Annotated in this window: 18 protein-coding genes; 11 read left to right on the top strand and 7 right to left on the bottom strand. The window is 44.5% G+C overall.

The features are described from left to right. Nucleotides 1-136: 136 nt before the first annotated feature. From MD535_RS05005 to MD535_RS04975, 7 genes are all read left to right on the top strand, one after another. Nucleotides 137-820, top strand: coding sequence for an N-acetylmannosamine-6-phosphate 2-epimerase (locus tag MD535_RS05005; RefSeq protein WP_390902895.1), 684 nt, complete (start codon nucleotides 137-139; stop codon nucleotides 818-820). Next, nucleotides 820-1,680: an N-acetylmannosamine kinase gene (locus MD535_RS05000; protein WP_265673832.1), complete on the top strand. Its 861-nt coding sequence runs from the start codon at nucleotides 820-822 to the stop codon at nucleotides 1,678-1,680. The genes MD535_RS05005 and MD535_RS05000 overlap by 1 nt, the downstream gene beginning before the upstream one ends. 87 nt (nucleotides 1,681-1,767) lie before the next feature. Continuing rightward, nucleotides 1,768-2,907 (top strand): N-acetylglucosamine-6-phosphate deacetylase, encoded by a 1,140-nt coding sequence (gene nagA / locus MD535_RS04995; protein WP_265673831.1) that lies wholly within the window; start codon nucleotides 1,768-1,770, stop codon nucleotides 2,905-2,907. 458 nt (nucleotides 2,908-3,365) lie between these two features. Then, nucleotides 3,366-3,995 carry a heme-binding beta-barrel domain-containing protein gene (locus MD535_RS04990; protein ID WP_265673830.1) on the top strand — a complete coding sequence of 210 codons (630 nt, stop codon included), beginning with the start codon at nucleotides 3,366-3,368 and terminating at the stop codon, nucleotides 3,993-3,995. Nucleotides 3,996-4,485: 490 nt separating this feature from the next. Beyond that, a complete protein-coding gene (locus MD535_RS04985; protein WP_265673829.1) occupies nucleotides 4,486-5,925 on the top strand; it encodes an ethylbenzene dehydrogenase-related protein in 1,440 nt (479 codons plus the stop codon). Then, nucleotides 5,922-6,620 (top strand): Lcl C-terminal domain-containing protein, encoded by a 699-nt coding sequence (locus tag MD535_RS04980; RefSeq protein WP_265673828.1) that lies wholly within the window; start codon nucleotides 5,922-5,924, stop codon nucleotides 6,618-6,620. Before MD535_RS04985 ends, MD535_RS04980 begins: the two co-directional genes overlap by 4 nt. 98 nt (nucleotides 6,621-6,718) lie before the next feature. Then, the gene (locus tag MD535_RS04975; protein ID WP_265673827.1) at nucleotides 6,719-8,587 is read left to right on the top strand and encodes a cellulose-binding domain-containing protein; all 1,869 of its coding nucleotides are present in this window, start codon (nucleotides 6,719-6,721) and stop codon (nucleotides 8,585-8,587) included. Nucleotides 8,588-8,775: 188 nt separating this feature from the next. On the opposite strand, the gene MD535_RS04970 is transcribed toward MD535_RS04975, so the two are convergent. Both MD535_RS04970 and MD535_RS04965 read right to left on the bottom strand, forming a co-directional pair. After that, nucleotides 8,776-10,830, bottom strand: a complete 2,055-nt coding sequence (locus MD535_RS04970) for a di-heme-cytochrome C peroxidase (protein ID WP_265673826.1) — start codon at nucleotides 10,828-10,830, stop codon at nucleotides 8,776-8,778. A gap of 30 nt (nucleotides 10,831-10,860) precedes the next feature. Next, nucleotides 10,861-11,052, bottom strand: coding sequence for a hypothetical protein (locus MD535_RS04965; RefSeq protein WP_265673825.1), 192 nt, complete (start codon nucleotides 11,050-11,052; stop codon nucleotides 10,861-10,863). A gap of 290 nt (nucleotides 11,053-11,342) precedes the next feature. On the opposite strand from MD535_RS04965, the gene ylqF reads away from it, so the two are divergent. Further along, entirely contained in the window at nucleotides 11,343-12,281 is a 939-nt protein-coding gene (gene ylqF / locus MD535_RS04960; RefSeq protein WP_265673824.1) for a ribosome biogenesis GTPase YlqF, read from the top strand. A gap of 132 nt (nucleotides 12,282-12,413) precedes the next feature. On the opposite strand, the gene MD535_RS04955 is transcribed toward ylqF, so the two are convergent. From MD535_RS04955 to MD535_RS04940, 4 genes are all read right to left on the bottom strand, one after another. Beyond that, nucleotides 12,414-13,349, bottom strand: a complete 936-nt coding sequence (locus tag MD535_RS04955) for a hypothetical protein (protein WP_265673823.1) — start codon at nucleotides 13,347-13,349, stop codon at nucleotides 12,414-12,416. Then, the gene (locus tag MD535_RS04950) at nucleotides 13,339-13,989 is read right to left on the bottom strand and encodes a DUF1007 family protein (protein WP_265673822.1); all 651 of its coding nucleotides are present in this window, start codon (nucleotides 13,987-13,989) and stop codon (nucleotides 13,339-13,341) included. Before MD535_RS04950 ends, MD535_RS04955 begins: the two co-directional genes overlap by 11 nt. Nucleotides 13,990-14,008: 19 nt before the next feature. After that, nucleotides 14,009-15,292 carry a peptidoglycan DD-metalloendopeptidase family protein gene (locus tag MD535_RS04945; protein ID WP_390902894.1) on the bottom strand — a complete coding sequence of 428 codons (1,284 nt, stop codon included), beginning with the start codon at nucleotides 15,290-15,292 and terminating at the stop codon, nucleotides 14,009-14,011. A 445-nt stretch (nucleotides 15,293-15,737) separates the two neighbouring features. Further along, on the bottom strand, nucleotides 15,738-16,682 hold the full coding sequence (locus tag MD535_RS04940) for an aldo/keto reductase (protein ID WP_265673820.1): 945 nt from the start codon (nucleotides 16,680-16,682) through the stop codon (nucleotides 15,738-15,740). 626 nt (nucleotides 16,683-17,308) lie between these two features. Here MD535_RS04940 and MD535_RS04935 point away from each other — a divergent pair. From MD535_RS04935 to MD535_RS04925, 3 genes are all read left to right on the top strand, one after another. Next, nucleotides 17,309-18,556, top strand: coding sequence for a porin (locus MD535_RS04935; protein ID WP_265673819.1), 1,248 nt, complete (start codon nucleotides 17,309-17,311; stop codon nucleotides 18,554-18,556). A 410-nt stretch (nucleotides 18,557-18,966) separates the two neighbouring features. Further along, nucleotides 18,967-20,163 (top strand): porin, encoded by a 1,197-nt coding sequence (locus MD535_RS04930; RefSeq protein WP_265673818.1) that lies wholly within the window; start codon nucleotides 18,967-18,969, stop codon nucleotides 20,161-20,163. Between the two features lie 301 nt (nucleotides 20,164-20,464). After that, nucleotides 20,465-21,361 (top strand): hypothetical protein, encoded by an 897-nt coding sequence (locus MD535_RS04925; protein ID WP_265673817.1) that lies wholly within the window; start codon nucleotides 20,465-20,467, stop codon nucleotides 21,359-21,361. A 113-nt stretch (nucleotides 21,362-21,474) separates the two neighbouring features. Here MD535_RS04925 and MD535_RS04920 read toward each other — a convergent pair whose 3' ends face one another. After that, nucleotides 21,475-22,356 (bottom strand): LysR substrate-binding domain-containing protein, encoded by an 882-nt coding sequence (locus tag MD535_RS04920; RefSeq protein ID WP_265673816.1) that lies wholly within the window; start codon nucleotides 22,354-22,356, stop codon nucleotides 21,475-21,477. Nucleotides 22,357-22,437 lie beyond the last annotated feature (81 nt).

Raw genomic sequence — 22,437 nt, 5'->3', positions numbered from 1 at the left:
CTAGATTTAACAAAATGTGATCACGGGCAGATATTCGAACCAGATAACATTCAAAGTACTCATCTAGTGCCCTTGTCCATTTACATTTTTTTGTAGTAACACTTGATTTGAGAGGTCCACCGTGAGAGATAAAGCGATTAACATCAATGATTTAAAAGGAATTCTTAACGGACAGACTGTCGTTTCTATACAACCTGTAGATGGCAGCCCGCTTGCTAAAACCGAGATTGTGGTGGCGATGGCTCAAGCCGCCGAACAAGCAGGGGCTCGAGCGTTAAGAATTGAAAGTGTCCGTAATGTTAAAGCGGTTTCGGCTCACGTGGGTATACCAATCATTGGAATTGTGAAGCGAGACCTAGTCGATAGCTCGGTAAGAATCACGCCATACTGCAGTGATGTGACCGCATTGGCCGAGGCTGGCGCGACCATTATTGCCTTTGACTCCACCGACAGACCAAGACCAGAAAGCAGAGAATCCATTATCGCTACTATCAAAAAATCGGGCTGCTTTGCGATGGCAGATAGCGCCTGCTTTGAAGATGGGCGCTGGGCTCATGAGCATGGTGTTGAAATCATTGGTTCTACCCTATCGGGTTATGTCGGTGACGTCGAACCTACTGAGCCAGATTTTGAACTTGTTAGACAGTTTTCGCAGGCGGGATTCTTTACAATGGCGGAAGGTCGATATAACACACCAGAACTCGCCGCCAAGGCCATTGAATGCGGCGCCACGGCAGTCACCGTTGGTTCTGCCCTCACAAGACTAGAAGTCGTGACTGGTTGGTTTAATCAAGCTACGCGCGCTGCCGAGGTACACTAATGAACACCCTTGCTATAGATATTGGGGGCACAAAGATTGCTCTGGGATTGATTAAAGACGGGCAACTTGACGAACGAATACAGATTCCTACCACCCGTGCGCTTTCAGCAGAGCAGTTTGCTGGCTACATTCTCGAACACTGCCAAACGTGGCTTAACGAGGTGGATAAAATCGGCGTGTCGACAACAGGCCTAGTCACCGAGCAAGGTATCAGCGCCATCAACCCCGATACACTCGCCTTCCCTACCCCATTTCCCCTTCAGCAAGCACTGGAAAAAGCGACCAATAAACCAACGCTCATGCTAAACGACGCGCAAGCCGCCGCTTGGTATGAATATTTACATATTGGTCATGGCGCTAACAATATGGCATACCTCACAGTATCGACTGGTGTTGGCGGTGGACTCATCATCGATGGAAAGCTCCATCGAGGCCACAACAATTTCGCGGGACATATTGGTCATATGGTTGTTGACCCAAACGGGCCTTTATGTGGATGTGGTCTACAAGGCTGTGTTGAAGCCCTAGCCTCCGGCACCGCAATACAAAAGGTGGCTCGCCAACAAATATCGGCTTGTATCACTAATGTTGAATTATTCCAACGAGCTCACCACGACACACAAGCTAACGCTATTATTGACAGTAGCGCGCAAGCCATTGCCACCGTATGCAGCAATTTAAAAGCCAGCCTAGACTTAGATATTATCGTCATTGGTGGTGGCGTTGGCCTTGCCGATGGATATATTGAAAGGATAAGGCGCTACATAGCAAACAAACCCGCGGTCTTTCAAGTCACTATCACCAAAGCAAAAGGCAACCATGACGCCTGCTTACTGGGCGCTGCTGCGCTTTTTGACTAGAACATACAATTTCGCTGACACATACCATACTGTCAATGAGTAGAATGCCGACCAGACGCAATATTAGCAAAGAGACAAGGATTCCGTATGACACTACACGCTATTTCCGCTCACCGCATTTTTGATGGCGAAACCATGCACTTGGATTCTGCCTTACTTTGGGAGAACCAGCGCATTATTGGTATCGTACCTAACGCCTCTGTCCCTAGCCATGCGCAGATTAGTCACTACCCGAATTCAACGGTCACCCCGGGATTTATCGACCTTCAAGTCAACGGGGGTGGCGGGGTCATGTTCAATCAGGACACTGACGCGGACGGTATTCGCACCATTTGTGACGCTCACCGAAAACATGGCACTGCGTATTTATTACCCACCCTCATCAGTGACAGCCAAGATAAAATCAATCAAGCCTTAATCGCTACCGAAGACGCACTGAATGCCAATATTACCGGTGTGATAGGCGTTCATTTAGAAGGCCCATGGCTGAGCCCCAACAAAAAAGGCGCTCATGACAGCCACCACTTCTATGACCCTAGCGTCTCGTCATTAAAAGCGCTGACTTGGCCAACTCATGGCAAGGTGCTCATCACATTGGCACCAGAAGAGGTCAACCACGAAGCCATAGAGTGGCTATCCCAGCAAGGCATTATTCTATCGTGTGGGCACAGCAACGCGACTCAAAGCCAATTAAATCCAGACACTTTATCTTATATCAATGGCTTTACTCACCTCTACAACGCCATGTCTCCTTTTACTGGCCGCGAGCCTGGAGTGGTCGGCAGTGCACTAATGACAGACCACGCTTGGTGCTCAATCATTACCGATGGTATTCATGTCGATCCAACGAGTGTGAAATTAGCGCAGCGAATAAAACCAAAAGGAAAGTTAGTAATAGTAACGGATGCCATGGCAACGGTGGGTAGTAGCGACGACTATTTTGTCCTAAATGACGAAGTAATTCGGGTTGTTGATAATCAGCTAGTCAATGCCAATGGCAGTTTGGCTGGGGCTCATATTGGCATGGACCAGTCCGTCGCCTATGCCATTAGTTGGGGTATTGATGAGTGCGAAGTATTTAAGATGGCATCAACCTACCCAGCTCACGCATTACAAAGTGAACAAACTCTTGGCTACCTTAAGCCTGAGTATATCGCCGCAGCAACTATCCTAGATGAACACTACCAAACCGAAGCCGTCATCGTTGACGGGAAACTCTTTACTTAACCTTCAGCTTGCAGAGCACTTTAATTAACGCTAGCTCTGCACATTAAGCCGCTTAGGCCATACTTTTCCCCCTATGAAAATATGGCCTATTTTTTATCCCAAGTGCTCAGGTTTGACCTTTCACTTATTATCTGAAATCAGGCATAACACTCACATAAGTGAAACGATACATTCAGAAACGCGTTCGCGCCACCATTTATTAATGTTAGTTATATCAGTTATTTACTATAATCCAATCACATCAGCCTATAATCAACGCAAATAAACACCACCAACACCATGCTTCAGATAAATGCATTTCACAATAACACTTACATCCCGCAACATTTTCCAATGTATATTTTCAATTTTTTATTGTTCTTTTGAAAATAAATTGATTTCGATTAATTTCTAAAGCAAATTAACAATCTATTATACCGACATAACAACGAAGTAAATAAAACATACAGGAAGTAAAAATGAAATTAGCAACAACTTTAGCCTTAACATCTTTAGCATTAACGCCTATGTCATCTTACGCCGCTCATACGGTAATTAACGGTTTAGACTTTGGCCCATTAGCGCAACTTGTAGGCACATGGAAAACAGCAGAAACCGGCGGTGTTGATATGTCTCCTGCTCAAGCTGGCACACCACAGGGTAAAGGCGCTCCAGCTGTGACTCCATTTTATGAAGTCATGACATTCGAAGTGGCCGCTGACGCTGTGAACGCTAGTAAACAAACACTTGTTGCCCTTTATTACAAGCAAGAAGTATTCAGAAAAAAAGACGATTCTAAATTCCATGACCAACGCGGTTATTTTATTTATGACCAAGAAAACCAAATTGTTTACAACTCTTTCTGTGTACCAAGAACAACGTGTGTAACAGCAGAAGGCCCTGCCGGAAATAACATGACATTAAAGATGTCAGGCCGTGGTGTTGCTGAGTCTAATTTTATGACTGAAAATGCAAGTACGACTGACTTTACTATGAATCTAAATATTGAGGGTGACAAACTCACTTACTCTCAATCTACTATGCTAAAAATCTACAGTGGTGTATTTGCTCATACTGATGCGTCTGTATTAGAGCGTGTAAAAGACTAGTCCTTATTAATTCAGACCTACTCTGGTACGTATTATACGATTTAAACGTATAGACCATTGAATTGATATATTCCCAAAGTCCCTTGCAAAGAGGGACTTTGTATTTAATCTAGCCTAAAAAACAAAACCATATAGCACTTATCCTTTCCTCGCGACCTCTTCCTCTACTACCCGTTCTACCCATTAGTCTCCGTTCAATTCTAAAAAATCCACACAAAAGCAGCTTACCCCTCAATTTACCCAACTTTCTCTGCATAGATATCGCATTAAAACCTCGAAATACGTCGCAAAGTTTGGCCATTCCCTTCCCCTTATTGTAACTAAAACCTACAACATCCTAACCACTACCTATAGTTCATGAAATTTTTCAAGAGTCCGGCGCATGAACACCCATTTTTGGCTACCATCCAAACAAGTCATCAGATGCCTCCATTTAGTCACGGTGCTGTCCATCCTAATAAGCCTAACAAGTGGAATTAGATTTACACTCATGACGGAAGAACAATGGCAATTTTTATCCCCCGTTCTACTTCAAGGAGATGTCTACACGTGGCACTTCCTTTCAGCCTCATGCTTATCAATATTGTCCGCTGTCTACGCGACTTTCAAATGGAGAAGTTACCAACATCGTCGTCGTGATACTCATACACCCAGTCGCTACCATCGACTCACACGATATTATGGCATCACGGTTTTGCTGCTAACCATTTTGTCCGGTTGGTTCCACTACCTTGACACAGCTCTAATCCAGACCTCACGCCTACATTTATACTCCGCTATTGGCATTATCAGCTACTTAGTACTACACAGTTGGATCTATGTCATTCAGCTAGGAAAAAACAGCGTTCATTGGCTACTCCCCACGCCTACTCGTGGGCTTACGCTTCGTCTCCTTAGCTTTACCACCAGTGTCATTGTCCTTTCGCTGTTACTTTTCTACACCCTATTTTTCCAACCACCCTTCTATAAACTCAACGCTTTGGAAATCAACAATCAATCTTTATTTGTTGTTGATGGCGTGAAGTCTGAGAATTTTTGGGATAACTCACCCATTTTGAAAGTTCAGACCACCGGCGGCGACAATTTCCAAAGTGGTCAAACAGAAATTAGCGTCCAAGCCGCCTACAACTCTGAAGAGCTGATTTTTTATTTTACTTGGCAAGACCCATCTCAAAGCCTTGAACACCTCCCGCTCGTGAAAACAAATGGCCGCTGGAAGGTAAAGCAAAGCCAATTCGATACCTTTGAAGAGTCGAGATTTTACGAAGACAAGTTTGCCGTCATGTTCTCTCAATCATGCGGATATGGGGCCGATGGAAGTGTCAAGCTGGGACCAAAACCCTTACACCATGCACCAGCCAACTGGCATGGCAAAGGCTATCACTACACAAGCGGAGATCTAAAAGATCTGTGGCACTGGAAAGCCGTTAGAACCAATCCAATGGTTCAAGCCGATGATAGCCATATCGGTCCTGCATTAGAGCCAAGGGCGGGACAAAAACGATACACAGCAGGCTACTACAGCGATGCAAAAGAGAGCGGCGGATACACGATGAACTGGCAATGGTTTCAAACTGAGCACATCATACCTAAAAGGCTGCCTACCGCTTCCTTTTCTTCAGCACAATCCCTCACATGGTTTGGCAGCGAACCTTACAAACCACAAAACGACCACTACCCCGAAGGCACATTCCTACCGTCCGTCATTTTACAATCTAATCAGTTTGAAGGCGATCGTGGCGATGTTCGTGCATTCGCGACTTGGAACGACGGAGTATGGTCGTTAGAAATGGCGCGGAAAAAACAAACAGGCTCTCAAACCGATCTTCCCTTCCACGGTACGGTGTGCATGTGGGTTGCTGCGTTTGATCGGAGTCAGATCGGCCATACTCGGCACCAAAAACCAATACAATTGGTGCTCCCGCTATGAAACTTCGAATCTTAAGCTCACTGCTATTATTCGTCTTCGTCGTAATAGGACTATTCGTATTTCCTCATCAACGACCTAGCGAACCCGCATCAACTCGATATTCTAAAATCTCACTCAACGGTTTATTTGTCTCGCCTTGGCAAGGCCCTTGGTCATGCATTTATGACCAAAAAACTAAGCTACTTTGGGAGAAAAAAACCGATGATGAAGGAGTGCATCATGCTAATTGGACCTACTCATGGTTAATCAATTCCAATCCATTTGAGTCCGACCTAAAAAGCACACAAATGCCGAAAGGGACAACCAAAATACAAGGTGCATCCAATAAGGGGGATTGCCACTTAGTTGGGCAGCAATGTGATACCCAAGATTTAGTCGATGCCACCAATAATGAACAATTATGTGGCGCGACACGATGGCGACTCCCTACCTATCACGAACTCAATTCCATTAGGACCTCCCGCCATAGAATAGGAACGGCAACGATCGATACTGATTTCTTTCCTTTCATCCTATCTGGGGATTACTGGAGTGCAACTAAAGAACCAAAGCTAGACGCTATTTATTCCCGCCATGGCAAAGGCGCGAGAAGCGTCAACTTCTTTAATAATAACGACTTACGACTGCCATACCAAAATGCGGCTTTCGTCATATTAGTCTCTGACGATACCTCGCACTTAACGATTACCTATTAGCGATCACCTATTAACTGTTCACTAATAACTATTAACTATTAACTATTAACCTAAACAACCAGCACGCTCAATTAGCTAAAAACAATAAGGAAACGACAATGAAGGGGCTATTTTACCTTGCGACTATTATCATATTCACCCTCTCCTCCTCAGCCAACGCGGAGGCGATCTACCACCGACTCATTTGGGATAACTCCCCTCAATTTGAAGCCACAATTGGCTACACGCCCACCACCAACGCCGAATACTATGTTACTTATGGATTTTCGCCCAATGAACAAAATTGGCAGTCAAAGTCTCCTCATACCTCAACAACCTTCGACAACACGCTAGAAAGCGAGTTTGTCACCCTCTCTTCACTGCCCGCCAACTCTCCCGTTTACTATCGTGTCTGTTCAAGCAGTGGCTGTGGTGAAAGGCTGTGGTTCAAAACTGCCCCTACCGATAACAGCCCTTATACGGTGATAGCGGGAGGAGACACTCGAACCGGTTGGACGACAAGACGCAAAGGCAACCAGCTCGTTGCCAAAATAAGACCTCTTTTTATTATGCATGGCGGCGATTACACCAATGCCAACACCGCCAGTGAAATGTCTGAGTATTTGTCGGATTGGCAACTCACCTTTTCAAATGATGTTATCGAAGGCACGGCTTACAAACGCATCTACCCATTTATCGCCACTCATGGTAATCACGAAGATCGCAATTACAACACGTTATGTCAGGTATTTGGCGTAGATTATAATAGTGATAATTACTGTGATGCCAAAGACACGTTCGGCGCATTTAATATCTCGCCATTGCTACGGGTCTACACGCTCAATAGTCAATTTAAAAATAGTGGCTGGTCTAGCCATGCCAACAGCATGAACCAGTGGCTTTCACAAGACTTATCGATAAATGCCGGCTCAGCAAAATGGAGAATGGCGCAGTACCACAAACCCATGTATCCCCATTACACCGGAAAGTCAGACAACACCATTCTGGTGAGTTGGTGGGCACAGCTTTTCTACAATCATGGGGTTAACCTTGTGGTTGAGTCTGACACTCATATCAATAAAATCACACAAGCGCTGAAGCCCTCTGGTATTGGCTTTACTAGCACGACAACGGGTGGGACCGTCTATGTTGGTGAAGGTAGTTGGGGTGCACCTGCTCGTTCCGCCAATGATCCTAAAAGTTGGACAATCGATTTTGCCAGTATCCAGCAGTTTAAAGTTATCAGTGTCACGCAAGAAAAACTCACGGTTCGCACCGCACAATTTAGCTCAGGCGCAGAGACACTAACGAAATCACAGCGAGACCTCGACCCATTAATGCTGCCCGGAAGTATTCAGTGGTGGTCAGCCAGTGACATAGGAGACTCCCTTGTTCTAAGCAAAGCAACCAACGGACTCAGCATTATTGATTCTGGTAATGGCGGCCCAGTTGATCCCCCAACATCCAAGGAAATAGCCATCGGCGAAACCAAGTCTGGGCTAGCGGGTTCATCGTCTGCGGAGATTCACTTCTCTATCCCTGTGCCAGCAGGAACCAAAAACCTGTCTATTTCTACCAGTGGCGGTTCTGGCGACGTCGATCTTTATGTTAACCCGGGTCAAAAAGCCAGCTCAACTCGCTATGATTGCCGCCCTTATAAAAGCGGTAACGCAGAGTCATGCCAATACACTACTCCAACGTCCGATACTTACTTTGTCATGTTAAAAGGTTACTCAAGCTTCTCTTCTGTCACGCTTAAAGTGACGGGTGAAGTCGATGGCAATACTGGTGGGGGAAACGGAGGTGGTACTTGCGACGTTACCGGTATTGATGTCTATCCAAATTGGCCACAGCTAGACTGGCAAGGTAACCCGAGTCACGCAAGCAGTGGTGATAAAATGGTGTATCAAGACAGTATCTACCAAGCCAAATACTGGACTCAAACCATACCCGGCAGCGACAACAGCTGGAGTACGGTTTGCCAATAAAATAGGCTTAAGACCCATCAAATGCATTCGGTGGTGGGTCTTTATTGGTTAGGGGCCTTATTATTCTTTTACTGTGAATCTGTTTTCTTCAACTCACAAACTAAAAAGTGAGATCGATGAAAAAGACAATGCTCATTTAATACTGAGCATTGTCAACGATAGGCGTACCGCTACGAGTAAGTATTTCGTTACAACGTTTTCATATACTCCACTAACGTTTGCTTTTCTTGAACGGACAGTTGTGTGCCATACACATGGCCCTGATTATTATTACCCAACAAAGACGTATCAAGCAGTGAAGAGTGCTCCGTTTGTTCATTGACGAAACCCACGTTAACAGGATCAAGTTCGCGACTTCCTACGTAGAATGTTTTTAAACGTTCTTTTGGCGGAGTAAGCAACTCCATCAAGCTCAATACTGACCCATTATGTAGATACGGAGCCGTTGCCCAAATACCATTAAGTGGCCGTGCTTTATATACCTGTCCTGTTAGGACTTCTTCGTTAACTGGACTCGGTTTTTGGGACTCAAAAAACTGGGTTATTTGACTGTCTATATCTTTGGCTAGCGCCTTGCCTTTCACCAATTTAATCGTGAGCTCAAGCGCTTGAGAACATTTAGTTGAACCAGCTCGATACGCCTCACACCTTTTATACACCTTAATGAGCTCACCATAAGCATCTTTGAGAGCCGCAAACTCAGCGACCACTTCTGCTTGCTGGAGTGCTTTATCTTTATCAGATACGTTAATTCCGTTGTTCTCATTAGCCGCTAACTTGCCTCCCATATACTGTACGAATGCGGCTCGTGCGGCATCTTCAAGTTGATCGATAGCACTACCAACCACAGAATTCACCAACGGATTAAGACCAAGAGTGGTATACCCTATCGTTGGCCCCGCCACGATTGCTTCTTTACGACCTTGGTAGTTATCAGCGTTTCTCAACGCCACTAAGTTTAAGATTTCTTGAGAGTCGGTTTGTATTTCCGAAAGCGGCGTTAACACGGCTTGGTAATTTTGCCCTTCGTCAGCACGCGCAACAGTAGTGTGACAACTTGCACATTCTTTATCATACAGAGCTTTCCCTGCTTGGCTTTTGTCTGTATCAATCTGGAATGCCGCTAACTTTGCTTCACTCGGCCATTGTGGGGATCTCAGCTGCGCAACGCGAGCTTCTAATAGGCCCAATCCGTTAAAGTCTATCGAGCTACTATAGCCAAGCCCATGACTCTGGCTATTGATATCGATTTTTCCATAAACCCCAAGTACCTCGCCACCATTTCGAATCAAAGCTCCAATACTTAACGGCCCGTTAGGCGCAAATCCCGTCCACTGAACATAATCAGACTGATGCGTCCCCCAGATAAAGGGGTAACTGACTGGCGCATTTGCTGGGCGAGCATTCGTCGGCTCAGCAGTAAAAACACTCAAAACTTGATTGAAAATCGCACCGATCGCGTCTAGCCTTCCATAACCGTAGGGTACTTGTTGGTCGTTAGGGACATTGATCATGTTACGATTACTCAATACGACAATTTGTTCCTGCAACGCCTTCTTTAATGCCGCTTGTTCGGAGCTTGATGTATTCTTGTCTAGCAACATGTTGTCAGCAAAGCGGGAAAATTTTTCAGGATCAGCTAACGTTGCGGTTAGTGCAGCCACCAAATCGACATTAAATGTCTGAAAATCCGCCATTGTCGGCCCACCATCAATCCGCATTCGCAAATCTTGGTAGGTAACTTCCGTTGTATGACAGGCTGCACAGGTTAACCCCACCCACGCTTTTCCATCGCTACCCACATCTTTTGCAAAGCCAACACTTAAACCATCCGGATTCAGTTCGCTTGCCTCACTCGCGATATAACCATATTGTTGAATATTGGCATCACTGCGAAAAAGCGCCACGCTGTCACTCTGCTCTAAGTGTAAATACCACTTATATGGAAGGATCTGGGAACCTTGGGTGGTATAGTAAAATTCTTGCTGTGATGCTAGTGTCCACCCTTGCTGCAAATTCACAGCACCGTTAACACTATCCGCTACAGGTTCAGGATAAACGAGTTCGGATCCCGTTTGATACGGAATCAAATCAAGTAGACCCTTTGCCTCCATCGCCAGTATCCTTTCTCCTATCAAGCTACTGTCTATTTTTTGCTGTTCTATAGTATCCGCGGCATGGGTACTGCCAGCTACTAAACCAATCGAAACCGCAATCAACAAACTAAAATTGCACATTTTCATAATCTTACCTATCTCCGTTAGTTAAAAGGGTTAAACCGTTTCCGACTGTTTTAGCGCAACCCTTAGCGAAGGTTTTTTCTTCAGTCGCGTATTAAGCTTGTCCTCTGTGCTATACCGCTCAACCCCGCCTTTCCATGTTTCTAAGACTGGAATGTTCTGCATCCCTTTGGCAGAGAACCCATCTTGCTCATTAACACTCATGTGGTTTGATTGTTGACTCATGGTCATTCCTTTATCGGCTGCTACTTTTTTAAAAACTATCTTCAAAAACTAATACAAGAGGAACGAAAGGGTTATTACAGCTCATTACAACTCAACAAAGCAGAACAAAAGTATACAGTTCCCTTCAATCGCCTGTTTTAACTCGAAATACGGGGCGTATCTCAACATCACAGACAAAGCCTCTACTAGATTTTTCTTAGCAATAAATGGCAATCAAACACCGCTAGCCCTTTACTATCTCTACGATCCCCCTAAAATGGGCAAAAAATTTAACACTGAGGGTTTCATTCATGTCCATTCAATGGTTTCCGGGCCACATGCACAAGGCACTTAAAGAAATTGAGGAAGTGATTCCGCAAGTCGATGTCATCATCGAAGTCCTTGATGCTCGAATCCCTTTTAGTAGTGAGAACCCAACAATAGCGAGCCTAAGAGGCGATAAGCCGGTCGTTAAAGTGTTGAACAAACGTGACTTAGCCGATCCAGAAAAAACTGAGTTGTGGATTGCACACTTAGAAAAAGAGCAAGGTGTGAAAGCCATTGCGATTACCACCAGTAATCAGCATGAAGTGCAGCAAATCCTTGAGCTTTGTCGAAAGCTGGCTCCAAATCGCGAAGCGATTGGTAAAAACATTCGTACCATGATCATGGGTATCCCTAACGTGGGTAAATCCACCATCATTAATAGCCTTGCGGGTCGCACTATCGCCGTTACTGGTAACCAGCCTGCGGTTACTCGCCGCCAGCAACGAATCAACCTGCAAAATGGGGTCGTGCTATCTGATACCCCAGGAGTACTGTGGCCAAAAGTGGAAAACCCGCACAGTGGATTCCGCCTTGCGGCTACCGGTGCAGTAAAAGATACCGCGATTGAATACGATGAAGTGGCCTTTTATACAGTTGAATACCTTGCGCAGTACTATGCAGAGCGACTTAAAGATCGCTACCAAATTGATGAAGAGCTACCAGAATCTGACCTAGAACTCATGGAGTTGATTGGTAAGAAGCGTGGTGCGCTGCAATCCGGTGGTCGTGTCAATCTTCACAAAGCTTCTGAGATTTTGCTGCATGAGCTACGCAGTGGCACGCTTGGACAGATTACGCTTGAGCTGCCTGAAATGATCACCAAAGAGTTGATTGAAGTCGAGATTGAAGAAGCTCGTAAGACAGAAGCGAAAATTAAGAAAAAAGAAGAACGCCGTAAGCGCTATTTGAAGAATAAGCGCTAGTTAATACCACTATCCGCTCAAAAGTCACTCAATAAAACGCTCTCTTTCATGAGAGCGTTTTTGTATTCGCCAACCCTGTCTCTCGAGACAGACCCGCGCCTTAAGTTAAAGCACTACCTCAAAATCATACCACTAGAATATCGGTGACATTGTCACCTTTGCATTTACTAACAATGTCCAGCCTAACCCCATATAAAAGAGGTTGATTGCTAGCACGGTTATACTTTGCCAGTTTTGATGCGCTAGTGACTCTGCCCCGTTGTCTTTTGTTTGAACGACAAAACGGCGTTGGACACTTAGCGCTAAAATAGAGACCAACAGCAAAGATAAAAAACTGCCCACAAAGCTGGCAATTAACAATAGATTTGCAATGGATTGTTCGAACCACATAGCGGTATAGAGAAATATCAGGCTAGTACTTAGACATGGCCGAAGCGCCACAACCAGCATCACCCAATAGGACGACGAAATATTGGACGCTCTGCTAGTAAATAGCATGGACGGTTCAATCTGCTTTACTTGATCGCTTTGCCTCAACAAAAATACCACTCGTTTAAGTACGCCAAATAGCCCGATTGCGAGCATCCCTGCACCAACCCACTGATTAAGATTGCCCACTAACGTTATGGTGTCTTTAAACCCTAAGACTAAAACCCACTGCAAGGCAGATGCCACCAGCCAAGTACTAAGACCCTGCACGACATTGATTGCCAAAGCAAAACCCGCTATCCGGCGTAGCGTCGGTTTAGAGGCGTGCATAGCAATAAGCAATACCGACTTACCATGACCAGGACCCAGTGAGTGAACAAAACCGTAGCCACAAACCGCAAGAACCACCCACCATTGTGAGCCACTCCAGCCACTTACGCTGAACCATTGCTCCCCTTCTTCTGGCTGATTCACTTCAAGGGCGTCAGTGAGGTGCTCTAACAACGTCCGTTGCAGCGATTGAAAACTCCAACGCAGGTAAACCCAGTTCTCGGCAATCCAATACAGTCCACCTATCAGCAACACGCTTAAAAGCACTATCGTGCAAGCAAACTTAATTCGATGTCGATTATTTACCACAATAGATACTCACCGTTTGGCTAAAGTGCTGGCCCAGATCCGCATCTTCTTCGCTGTCTCTTGCGAGCGACATGGCGTAATTTTGAATGTCTTGCGATGGCGAGGGCTGTGCTAAGCCGACGTGACATTGAGAAGCGACACTCGAATCTAGCTTGATCGCCCGTGAAGATTTCCACGCAATATCAATAAAGTAGGTGTTGTCATAAGTCTGAATAGCCAAGCTCTGCGTGGAAAGTTCAACTGATTTAGAAAGCGGAAGCAAAAATACCAATACCATTCTCTTACCACGCTTTTTTAAAGAGTACGATGTAGGTATTCGAAACTTAAGTGGCTCACCATTCAGATACAGATAGGTAAAATAATGGGTATTAAGCAAATTCGACATTAAACGCCGTGCTTCTTGTGATGCACGCTCCTCACTCTCGAAGATAGAAAAGTCGCCATCCAATGCATAAGCACTGGTAAAAGGATCAAACACCCACTCCATTTCGAGGCTATCTACACGAGTACCTTCTCCATGAATAGTTAAGGTATGGCTTATCCAAGAGTGTGGATGACCGTAGCAAAATGGTGACAGCACCATCACTAACAAAAATAACCGAACGAGCTTTATTGCACGATGTTTTCGATGACCAATCATCCTATGTATGCGCCCCATACTAAGAAGCATGTCGAGCCGCCAGATCGTCGCCGCGACGCTGCCATTGCTGTGAAGAGACATCGTCAAAAGTGGCGATCAGCATCGAAAATGAGTCCTGCTCTTTATCGGCTAGCGATTGTGCCAATGGCAAATCTACCCGCATCGGATCAACGGGCCGGTTGCGCACTAGCACCTCAAAGTGAAGATGCGGACCCGTTAGACGACCGGTATCACCAGACAACGCAATTTTCTGCCCGCGCTTAACTACATCGCCCTTCTTAACGAGAAAGCGGCTTAGATGTAGGTAACGTGTGGTATAAATACTATTGTGTTCAATCACTAAGTATTTTCCCGCGTATGGGTGCTTCCTTAGCGCCAACACTTTACCATCCCCTGTCGAGTAGATTGGCGCCCCTACCGGCGTCGCGAAATCGGTACCATTATGAGGTGAGACTCTTCCCGTAACTGGGTGCTTTCTGTCGCGATTAAAAGGCGATGTGATCCTGCGATATTCTTTGGCAACAGGGTATCGATTGAAAGCTTGCTCTAAGCTGTTTCCGTCACGATCATAGAATCGACCATCTCGCGCTAAAAAGGCGGACACAACATCTTTACCTATATAAAAGCGGACACCTTGTATCTCGGAGTTTCCAGTTGAATACGAGCCTAGATATTGTTCATTCACCAATACTTCAAACTTGTCTCCACGCCTTAAATCACGGGAAAAATTGATTTTTTCAGCCATAACACGACTAATGGTTGCGATTTGGCGAGAGCTCAACCCTTGCTTATTGGCAGATACAGAGAAACTTCCAACAATTTCGCCTATGTACATACGTGGTTTCCACTGCCCCTGCTCTTCTATGAAGTCATAATGAAACAGTGTTTGGTTTGGTTCTTCATCATTGCTGATACGAGAATAGACTGATCGTTCAACCAGGCTATGGTGATAAGTCAGTGCGATAAGCTGACTTGTTGACCTATCGACAACAAACTCTAAGCGTTTCTTTGGCACAAGATTATCGAGCTTTAAATCTGAGATATCCGCCGACAACAGTTCAGGTATCGTTGCGAGCGGCAGGGCCAGTGTTTCGAAAATCGTACTTAACGAGTCGCCGGATTGAATACGGTAATGAATACGTTCAACATTGGCCATGTTGAGCTCTGATACCGATTCAAGATCTGAATCAAGTAAAAGCTTGGTATCAAACGGGGTGATTTTTACCGTGTAGTCGTCGTTCTGCGGGTAAGTAGCGAGTGAGAAGGCATCTGCAATAAAAGATCGACCACTGGTGAGTGTCATGCCAACAAGAATAACAGTGAAACAAATTAGGCTAATGGCTAAATGAAAGGGTCTGTACAACATAGGTAATGAGCGAATTACGTAAATTTGTTACGTTATAACATAACAATACAAAAAAGAACAATCAGAGTGCGTACTTTAACGACATACTCGTTTCTAAGATGGTTCTATGGTTCTATGGTTCTATGGTTCTATGGTTCTATGGTTCTATGGTAAAGAATACATAGAGAAAGAAACAAAGAAATAAACTGATAAAGCCGTCGTCTTTTATTGAAGGGTAAAGGGAGGATTCAGATTTTAGGCACAAAAAACCGCACAGCATAATGAAGTCACTTCATTTAGGTAGTTAGACCTAGCACGTGCGGTTGTATTTAAGGCACTAAACGGAAACGTTAAGAAAATTCAATTCGTCTCTGTTTGTTAATGCACTTTTATCGAATGATGCTTATGGCACACCATGGCCTTTAGACGCCACCCAAACTCGATACCATTGCTCACGGGTAAGCTCAATATCCATTGCCTCTACCGCCGCTTTAACACGATCAATTTTACCTGAGCCTACAATAGGCAGGGGCTTTGACGGCAAGCGCTTCACCCAAGCGAAAATAATTTGATCAATACTGCTCGCACCCACCTCTTGACGAATCGCTTCCAATTCACCGCGAACACGTTGTACTTGCTCAGATTGTCCGGAGAATATTTCGCCACCAGCCAGTGTTGACAACGCCATTGGAGAAACGCGAAGTTGCTGTAGCTGGTCAAGCGTACCATCATGAGCCACTTCAAAGTTCAGTGGATTGATTTCCACCTGGTTGGTCACTAATGGTTTGCTAAGACGGGACTGCAGCAAGTCAAATTGACGAGGTGAGAAATTGGACACACCAAAATGCTTCACTTTGCCGACTTTATGCAGTTCAGTAAACGCTTCTGCCACTTCATCGGCATCCATTAATACGTCTGGGCGGTGTATCAACAACACATCTATCTCATTAACCCCAAGTCGCTGCAAGGAATTATCTACAGACTGGTAGATGTGTTTTGCACTGGTGTCGTAATGATTGATTTTGCGAGCAGCAAATTTTTCACTGCATAAATTGATATCGCATTTAGTGATGATTTGAATCTCATCCCTGATTTGGCTATCTAGCGCTAATGCTTCACCAAACAACTGTTCACATTCATAATTGCCATAAATGTCGGCGTGATCAACCGTTGTTACACCGAGTTCAATATGCTGTTTGAGAAAGGTTAATCGTTCCTGAGGGGTCATACCCCAATCAGCTAGTCGCCAATACCCCTGAACCAACTGTGACAGCTCTGGCCCACTTGGCGCAGTGGTGACTTTCGAAACTGCTTTTGAAGCTGATGTTGAAACCGCTGTTGAAACCATAGGTTTACTCCTTATTTTACCTAGCGATATCCTAAGCTGCTTTCACATTGCCCTCAATGGATAATTACCGCATTTAGTGAATAACACCCTTATCCCCGCGCCACCGCACCTAAAAATGACACACAAAAGGTAAAAAACCATCAACCCAGCCAATGCTCAACCAATACCCAGCAAGCAATCAAATACCCAGCAGGCCAGCAGGCCAGCAGGCCAGCAACCGAGGAAGACCCATTAGCAGACAACCCGAAAGAGTTATTTTTATCATTCACAGAAGTAATCCAAAAACCTAAAACAATAACAACGCACCTATAACGAGAAACATCCAGTTAACACCAATCTTATTTCCTGTCAGTTACCCCCTCTCAACTATTGACAAACATAATAGTTAAAAAAACATCGGTCCAATTTATGTGACCTAGATTAAACACCTGTTTGAAAGAAATATTTTACACTTAACTCAAATGACGCGTAGATGAATTCGCGAATTGGAATACAAGAAAAATATACAAAACTGAAATACTAGCAATATGTAAACCTGTCCCCCAACAGTGGTATTTAAAAATAGAACCTATTTTTAAATGGGGTAATAAACTCCAAAAATGGATAACAATAAAAAGGAACTAACTATGAAAGGTCTATTTAAACTTTCTACGCTTGCAATCAGTGTATTTGCCGCTTCACAAGTTGGCGCGATTGAGCTTTATAATAACGAAGGAACCGTTGTTAATATGACAGGTGCAATTGCTGCACAAGTCAGCAAGTACGATTACGATGAATCAACGATTATTGGTAACCCTGCAGGTCTCGACTACAACAGCGATGCCACCCATATTGAAGATCCAGGCTCTTATTTTGGTTTTGATGTAACGCACACTATCGGTAAATGGTCAGCACTGGCACGTTTAGAGTGGGATGTGAACTTTGGCACCAAAACGGATATCAACGCCGATTTTACGGAACAAGAAGCACTTAGTGACCGAATCACCTATGCAGGATTCCGCCATGAAGACTTTGGTAGTGTGACCATTGGTCGCCAAGAAAGCCCGTACATGAAAACAGACAAAGGCTACTACGCCTACTGGGCAGGCGGTTTAAACATGATGCAATCCGATGAGTTGGGAAGCCGCCGCTCTCCAAACACGATTGTATGGCAACACGATTTTGACAACTTGTACGTGGGTCTTCAATACCAAGCGAAACGTTCTGTAGACAACATTAAGTTTGGTAATGGATTGAACTTTGGTTCTTTCTTGGTTGGTGGTGAGTTCGACGGTACTGAGTTGAAATACGGGCCTGCAATCCAAATCGATGATGGATTCGGTGCTGCAGTAACTTATACATTTGACACTGCAACTTACGTGGCCGTTTCTTACAACCAAGCGAATGGTATCAACGGTAAAATGTACGACTACCTATCAGAAGGTGATTATGGTGTAACGCAATCAGGAAATATCACAGCAACAGACGCAGACATTAAGCAATATGCTATCGCTATTGAACAGCACCTAATGGACGGTGCTTTATCGTTATCTGCTCGATTTGAGCAATTCGAAGCTAAAGATGGTCTTAACGCGTTTGACAGTAGCACACATAACTTCGGCCTAGGTGCCAACCTATATGTATCTGAGAGTGTACGTATTTATGGTGGATATGAAATGGCCAAGGAAACGGATAATAAAACAGATTCAACTACTTCAGAAGTCTCAATGTTTAATATTGGTACAGCGTGGGCGCCAGTACCATGGGGTGAAGTGTACCTAGAGAGCTACACTGATGATCTTAAGCTAAACAAAGCAGCTAACTATACGACCGGTGAAATTGGTGCAGAGTCAAAAGGCACACACTTCTTCCTAGGCGCAGCCGTATTCTTCTAAGCCTAATCTAGATAAAACGTAACGACCAATTCAGCCCTTAAGTTCTCTTAAGGGCTTTTTTACATCTCTTCAACAATACTCCAAATCACTCATATTCACCTCAAACTCGTTATAACTACCAGTAATGATAAAAATCACATCATCAATTCAATTTATCAATACAACGCCTCAATTACCCCGTGATAATCGAATGCATAAAAACTTATAAAAAAATAAACTGTGATAAACCTCATGAATACAATGGCATTTTATTAATAGACTGCTTGCGATAATTATTGGTTATTAAGGCCGTTAATCAGATTAACAAATATTATACATATCAATAATCAAAGTATTATCTAATTAATAAAGTAGTCGCTGGTGTTTTAAACAAACACTCGCTTTTAATTACCTAATATAAGTACAAAAATATGAAGCAATTAAATTTTTCGCACGCCCTTTCCCTACTAGCTTTGGCAACTTTTTCTTCCACTGCAGTGGAGCTCTACAGCGATGACAACACAGATCTGACGATGTATGGTGCCATTGCCGCGCATTTGAGCAGCTATCATTATGACCCAGAATCTCCAATGGGCAGTGGCGATGCCATTGGTTACGAGTCTGGCAACCTCTACATCGAAGATCCCGGCTCTTGGATTGGATTTGACATCACCCATACCCTCGGAGATTATCGCGCCATTGTTAAACTTGAATACGATGTCAACTTTGGCACCCAATCCGATGAATCCGATGTCGCTTTAGCCCAACGACAAACCTATGTAGGCTTTGGCCATACGACCTATGGCGACATTACGATTGGTCGCCAAGAAAGCCCCTACGTAAAATCCGACGTCGGTTACTACGCCTATTTTGCTGGCGGATTAAACATGATGCAGTCAGACCAACTGGGTAGTCGCCGCACTAAAAACACCCTGATATGGAAGAAAGAAACCGATAACTTCTATATTGGGCTGCAATACCAAGCCAAGCGGTCCGAAGACCACATTGGATTTGGTAACCGTCTGAACTTTGGTGCATTTCTGCCAGCTGTGAGTGACGAAATCACCATCGATAGTGGGTTTGGCGCCGCCACTACTTACACAACGTCCCTTGGGACTTATTTTGTCGCGGCCTATAACCAAGCCAACGATATTTCAGGAAAGGTGATTGATTTGCTCGGCGATGCAAACCAAGAGATCACACTAAATAATGCCAATATTAAACAATTGGCACTTGGTGTAGAGCAGCACTTCTTAGACGGCGACGCTTCCCTGTCTGCTCGATTTGAACGATTTGAAGCGCGCAACGGCACCGGTGGCACCGACTTAAATACCACCACCGACAACTTTGGTCTAGGCGCAAACCTATACGTTTCCGATTCTGTGCGCATTTATGGTGGGTACGAGTTTGGCATTGAGCGAGACAACACCACCAACGCCGTTGCCACCAAAACCTCTATGTTTAACCTCGGCACCGCATGGGCGCCTGTTCCTTGGGGAGAGCTCTACCTAGAGTCATACTCTGATGCTGTCACGTTAAACAACTCAACAAATTGGGTAACAGGTGGGGTTCATGACTATTATGGCAGGAACACTCACTTCTTCCTTGGCGCAGCAGTATTTTTCTAACTAAGGGCTGCCTAAGCAGCTAACTTCAGACAACTCATTACGAATAACTCATTCCAAACAAAGAAGCCCAACTAAACATGGAAACAAGAGGCCATTTCTCTTGTTTCCTCTTTCTCCTGTCCCTTCCCTCCTCACACCAATCTCATATCGATCTCTAGGAGCCCGGAACGCGCCATTTCCCTTTAATTTTCCGCTCATATCCATACCCTTTCTGGTGTCTTTCGAGAAAGATCACAACAAAGTGCTATTATTTTACATAGAGTTGTATTGATTAATTACTAGACAGCAAGGAAGGTAAGGTATGTACGACCTAAAAAAAGAGTATGACCAGTTCGGCCCTTGGTTGGTCGAAATCCGGTCAGAACAAGATATTCCTCCGCAATTTTCCGAGCAACAGCATTTCTTTGACGATGCCGTCTATAGCTTCAAAATTCCAGTTCACCAAGAAAGAAGGAACATGAAACCAGGCATGTTGCTCTATCCTGAAGTCGTCATCATTCAAAATGACTTTATTTTGCATCTAAAGATTGATGGGGAACGCATTCAGGCTGAAAAAATGTGGTATACCGACGTGCTCTTTCTCACTCACGGAGGAGATTTACTTGATAACTATATCGGATTGCAGTCCATTCAAGGTGAGATGGTGATCAAGTACAACCTTGTTTCTCAAGACGTCGCGAGCCATGTCATCAAACTGCTACGGGAAATGGTTTCACCACGTAAGCATTACCCAGTTTCTAACGAGTTGAATGATCACAGCTTACTCGACAAAGTGACCTACAGTTTTTATTGCGGTACTGAAAAGCCCATCGATCCTTTACACATTTTGGCCTATCAAAGCGAGCTGTCGCTCACCGAGCGCAAACGCAGTAGTCTGATGGATCTGTACCATAACTTCGTACAATACAAACTGCTTCGCTCGATGATAATGACTGATGGTGTTGATTTAATCATCGCCAATCAGGGTAAGCACATTATTGATATCAAGGATGCCAATTACAAATTTGGTCACACCTTTATACGCTTGGGGCTTATCGAAAGTATTGCATTGGAACCCCACCCCAACTTCCCTGAATTAAACGTGTTGATCATTAAAGTCGCACTGTGTGAATTTACCTTAGCCGTCGACAAACATTTTTCTATCGACAAAGTTCTGCAACTGCTGCATAACATCCATCACGTAGAAGAGATGGTTTAACCGAAATCTCCTGACGCTCACACAGTCTATCGCGTTGTGTCAGGAGAGACCGTCACTTGTGCTATCTTGGGGGTTAAGTTCGCGTATTATTAAACGTAATGAGATACGCATTCTTAGACGCATTGTTGCTGCAACCAGTTAGCCAATTTTTTGATTTCAGGCTGACGGGCTCGGCTATTTTTGTAAACAAAGTAGAAATGATCCCCGGTTTCCAAACCGTGTGACGGTATCATGACCAAATCTTGCAGATCGCGCTCCGTGACCATATAGCCATTAGCAAATGTGATTCCTTGGTCATATTTAGCCGCTTCTACTGCAAGCAACATATGACTAAAATGCTGCATATCGATGGTTTTTGGTAACTCAATTCCCCCTGCTTCGCACCATTTTTTCCAATCTCTCCCCCTTTCTCTAAATACCGAATCGGTTGACAGTATGGGATAATCCCAAATCGCCTCTGGTAACGGTTTATCGTGGATTTCTTTCCATATTTTTTGACTGCAAACCGGATAAAGGACTTCATTATAAAGCGGCACGGCCACGTAGTTTCGCGTAGGTTGTTCAACGGTAATAAAGCAATCTCCCGTTTTATCGGAAAGATCGGGATCCTCTGCCACCATGTTTAGTGTTAGCTCAATATCTGGGTAGAGTCGCTTGAATTCCGATAAGCGTGGTATAAGCCATTTCACCGCAAGGGAACTGTATAACGCCAAACGGATTGTCCCTTGCTCACCTTCTCTAATTCTCTGGCTCGCTTTGGCAATGGAAGCGATAGCAGGGCTCACTTCTTCTAGGTACTGCTCTCCACTTTCCGATAGGGATAATTTCCTCCCTTGCCGAATAAACAGTATTTCACCTAAGTAATCCTCAAGTAGACGGATCTGATGGCTCACCGCACTTTGCGTCACACTCAGTTCCGCCGCCGCAGTCGAAAAACTTAAGTTTCGAGCGACGGATTCAAAGCAGTGTACCGCTCTCAATGGAGGTAATTTCATTATCTAAATAACTCATACTAAAAAAATATTTATCATTTAACTTCATCCTAAAATATCCCTATCCTTTGGTAAAGCAGCAAA

The sequence above is a fragment of the Vibrio qingdaonensis genome (assembly GCF_026191675.1).
GTDB lineage: Bacteria > Pseudomonadota > Gammaproteobacteria > Enterobacterales > Vibrionaceae > Vibrio > Vibrio qingdaonensis.
This window is presented reverse-complemented; position numbering and strand designations above follow the sequence as displayed.

What these genes read in the sequence shown, in the direction of transcription:
- MD535_RS05000 (WP_265673832.1), top strand. Translation starts at nt 820, where the DNA reads ATGAACACCCTTGCTATAGATATTGGGGGCACAAAGATTGCTCTGGGA.
- MD535_RS04980 (WP_265673828.1), top strand. Translation starts at nt 5,922, where the DNA reads ATGAAACTTCGAATCTTAAGCTCACTGCTATTATTCGTCTTCGTCGTA.
- MD535_RS04925 (WP_265673817.1), top strand. Translation starts at nt 20,465, where the DNA reads ATGTACGACCTAAAAAAAGAGTATGACCAGTTCGGCCCTTGGTTGGTC.
- MD535_RS04940 (WP_265673820.1), bottom strand. Translation starts at nt 16,682, where the DNA reads ATGGTTTCAACAGCGGTTTCAACATCAGCTTCAAAAGCAGTTTCGAAA.
- MD535_RS04990 (WP_265673830.1), top strand. Translation starts at nt 3,366, where the DNA reads ATGAAATTAGCAACAACTTTAGCCTTAACATCTTTAGCATTAACGCCT.
- MD535_RS04930 (WP_265673818.1), top strand. Translation starts at nt 18,967, where the DNA reads ATGAAGCAATTAAATTTTTCGCACGCCCTTTCCCTACTAGCTTTGGCA.
- MD535_RS04945 (WP_390902894.1), bottom strand. Translation starts at nt 15,292, where the DNA reads ATGACACTCACCAGTGGTCGATCTTTTATTGCAGATGCCTTCTCACTC.
- nagA (WP_265673831.1), top strand. Translation starts at nt 1,768, where the DNA reads ATGACACTACACGCTATTTCCGCTCACCGCATTTTTGATGGCGAAACC.
- MD535_RS04970 (WP_265673826.1), bottom strand. Translation starts at nt 10,830, where the DNA reads ATGAAAATGTGCAATTTTAGTTTGTTGATTGCGGTTTCGATTGGTTTA.
- MD535_RS04985 (WP_265673829.1), top strand. Translation starts at nt 4,486, where the DNA reads ATGACGGAAGAACAATGGCAATTTTTATCCCCCGTTCTACTTCAAGGA.
- MD535_RS04920 (WP_265673816.1), bottom strand. Translation starts at nt 22,356, where the DNA reads ATGAAATTACCTCCATTGAGAGCGGTACACTGCTTTGAATCCGTCGCT.
- MD535_RS04965 (WP_265673825.1), bottom strand. Translation starts at nt 11,052, where the DNA reads ATGAGTCAACAATCAAACCACATGAGTGTTAATGAGCAAGATGGGTTC.
- MD535_RS04935 (WP_265673819.1), top strand. Translation starts at nt 17,309, where the DNA reads ATGAAAGGTCTATTTAAACTTTCTACGCTTGCAATCAGTGTATTTGCC.
- MD535_RS04975 (WP_265673827.1), top strand. Translation starts at nt 6,719, where the DNA reads ATGAAGGGGCTATTTTACCTTGCGACTATTATCATATTCACCCTCTCC.
- ylqF (WP_265673824.1), top strand. Translation starts at nt 11,343, where the DNA reads ATGTCCATTCAATGGTTTCCGGGCCACATGCACAAGGCACTTAAAGAA.
- MD535_RS04950 (WP_265673822.1), bottom strand. Translation starts at nt 13,989, where the DNA reads ATGATTGGTCATCGAAAACATCGTGCAATAAAGCTCGTTCGGTTATTT.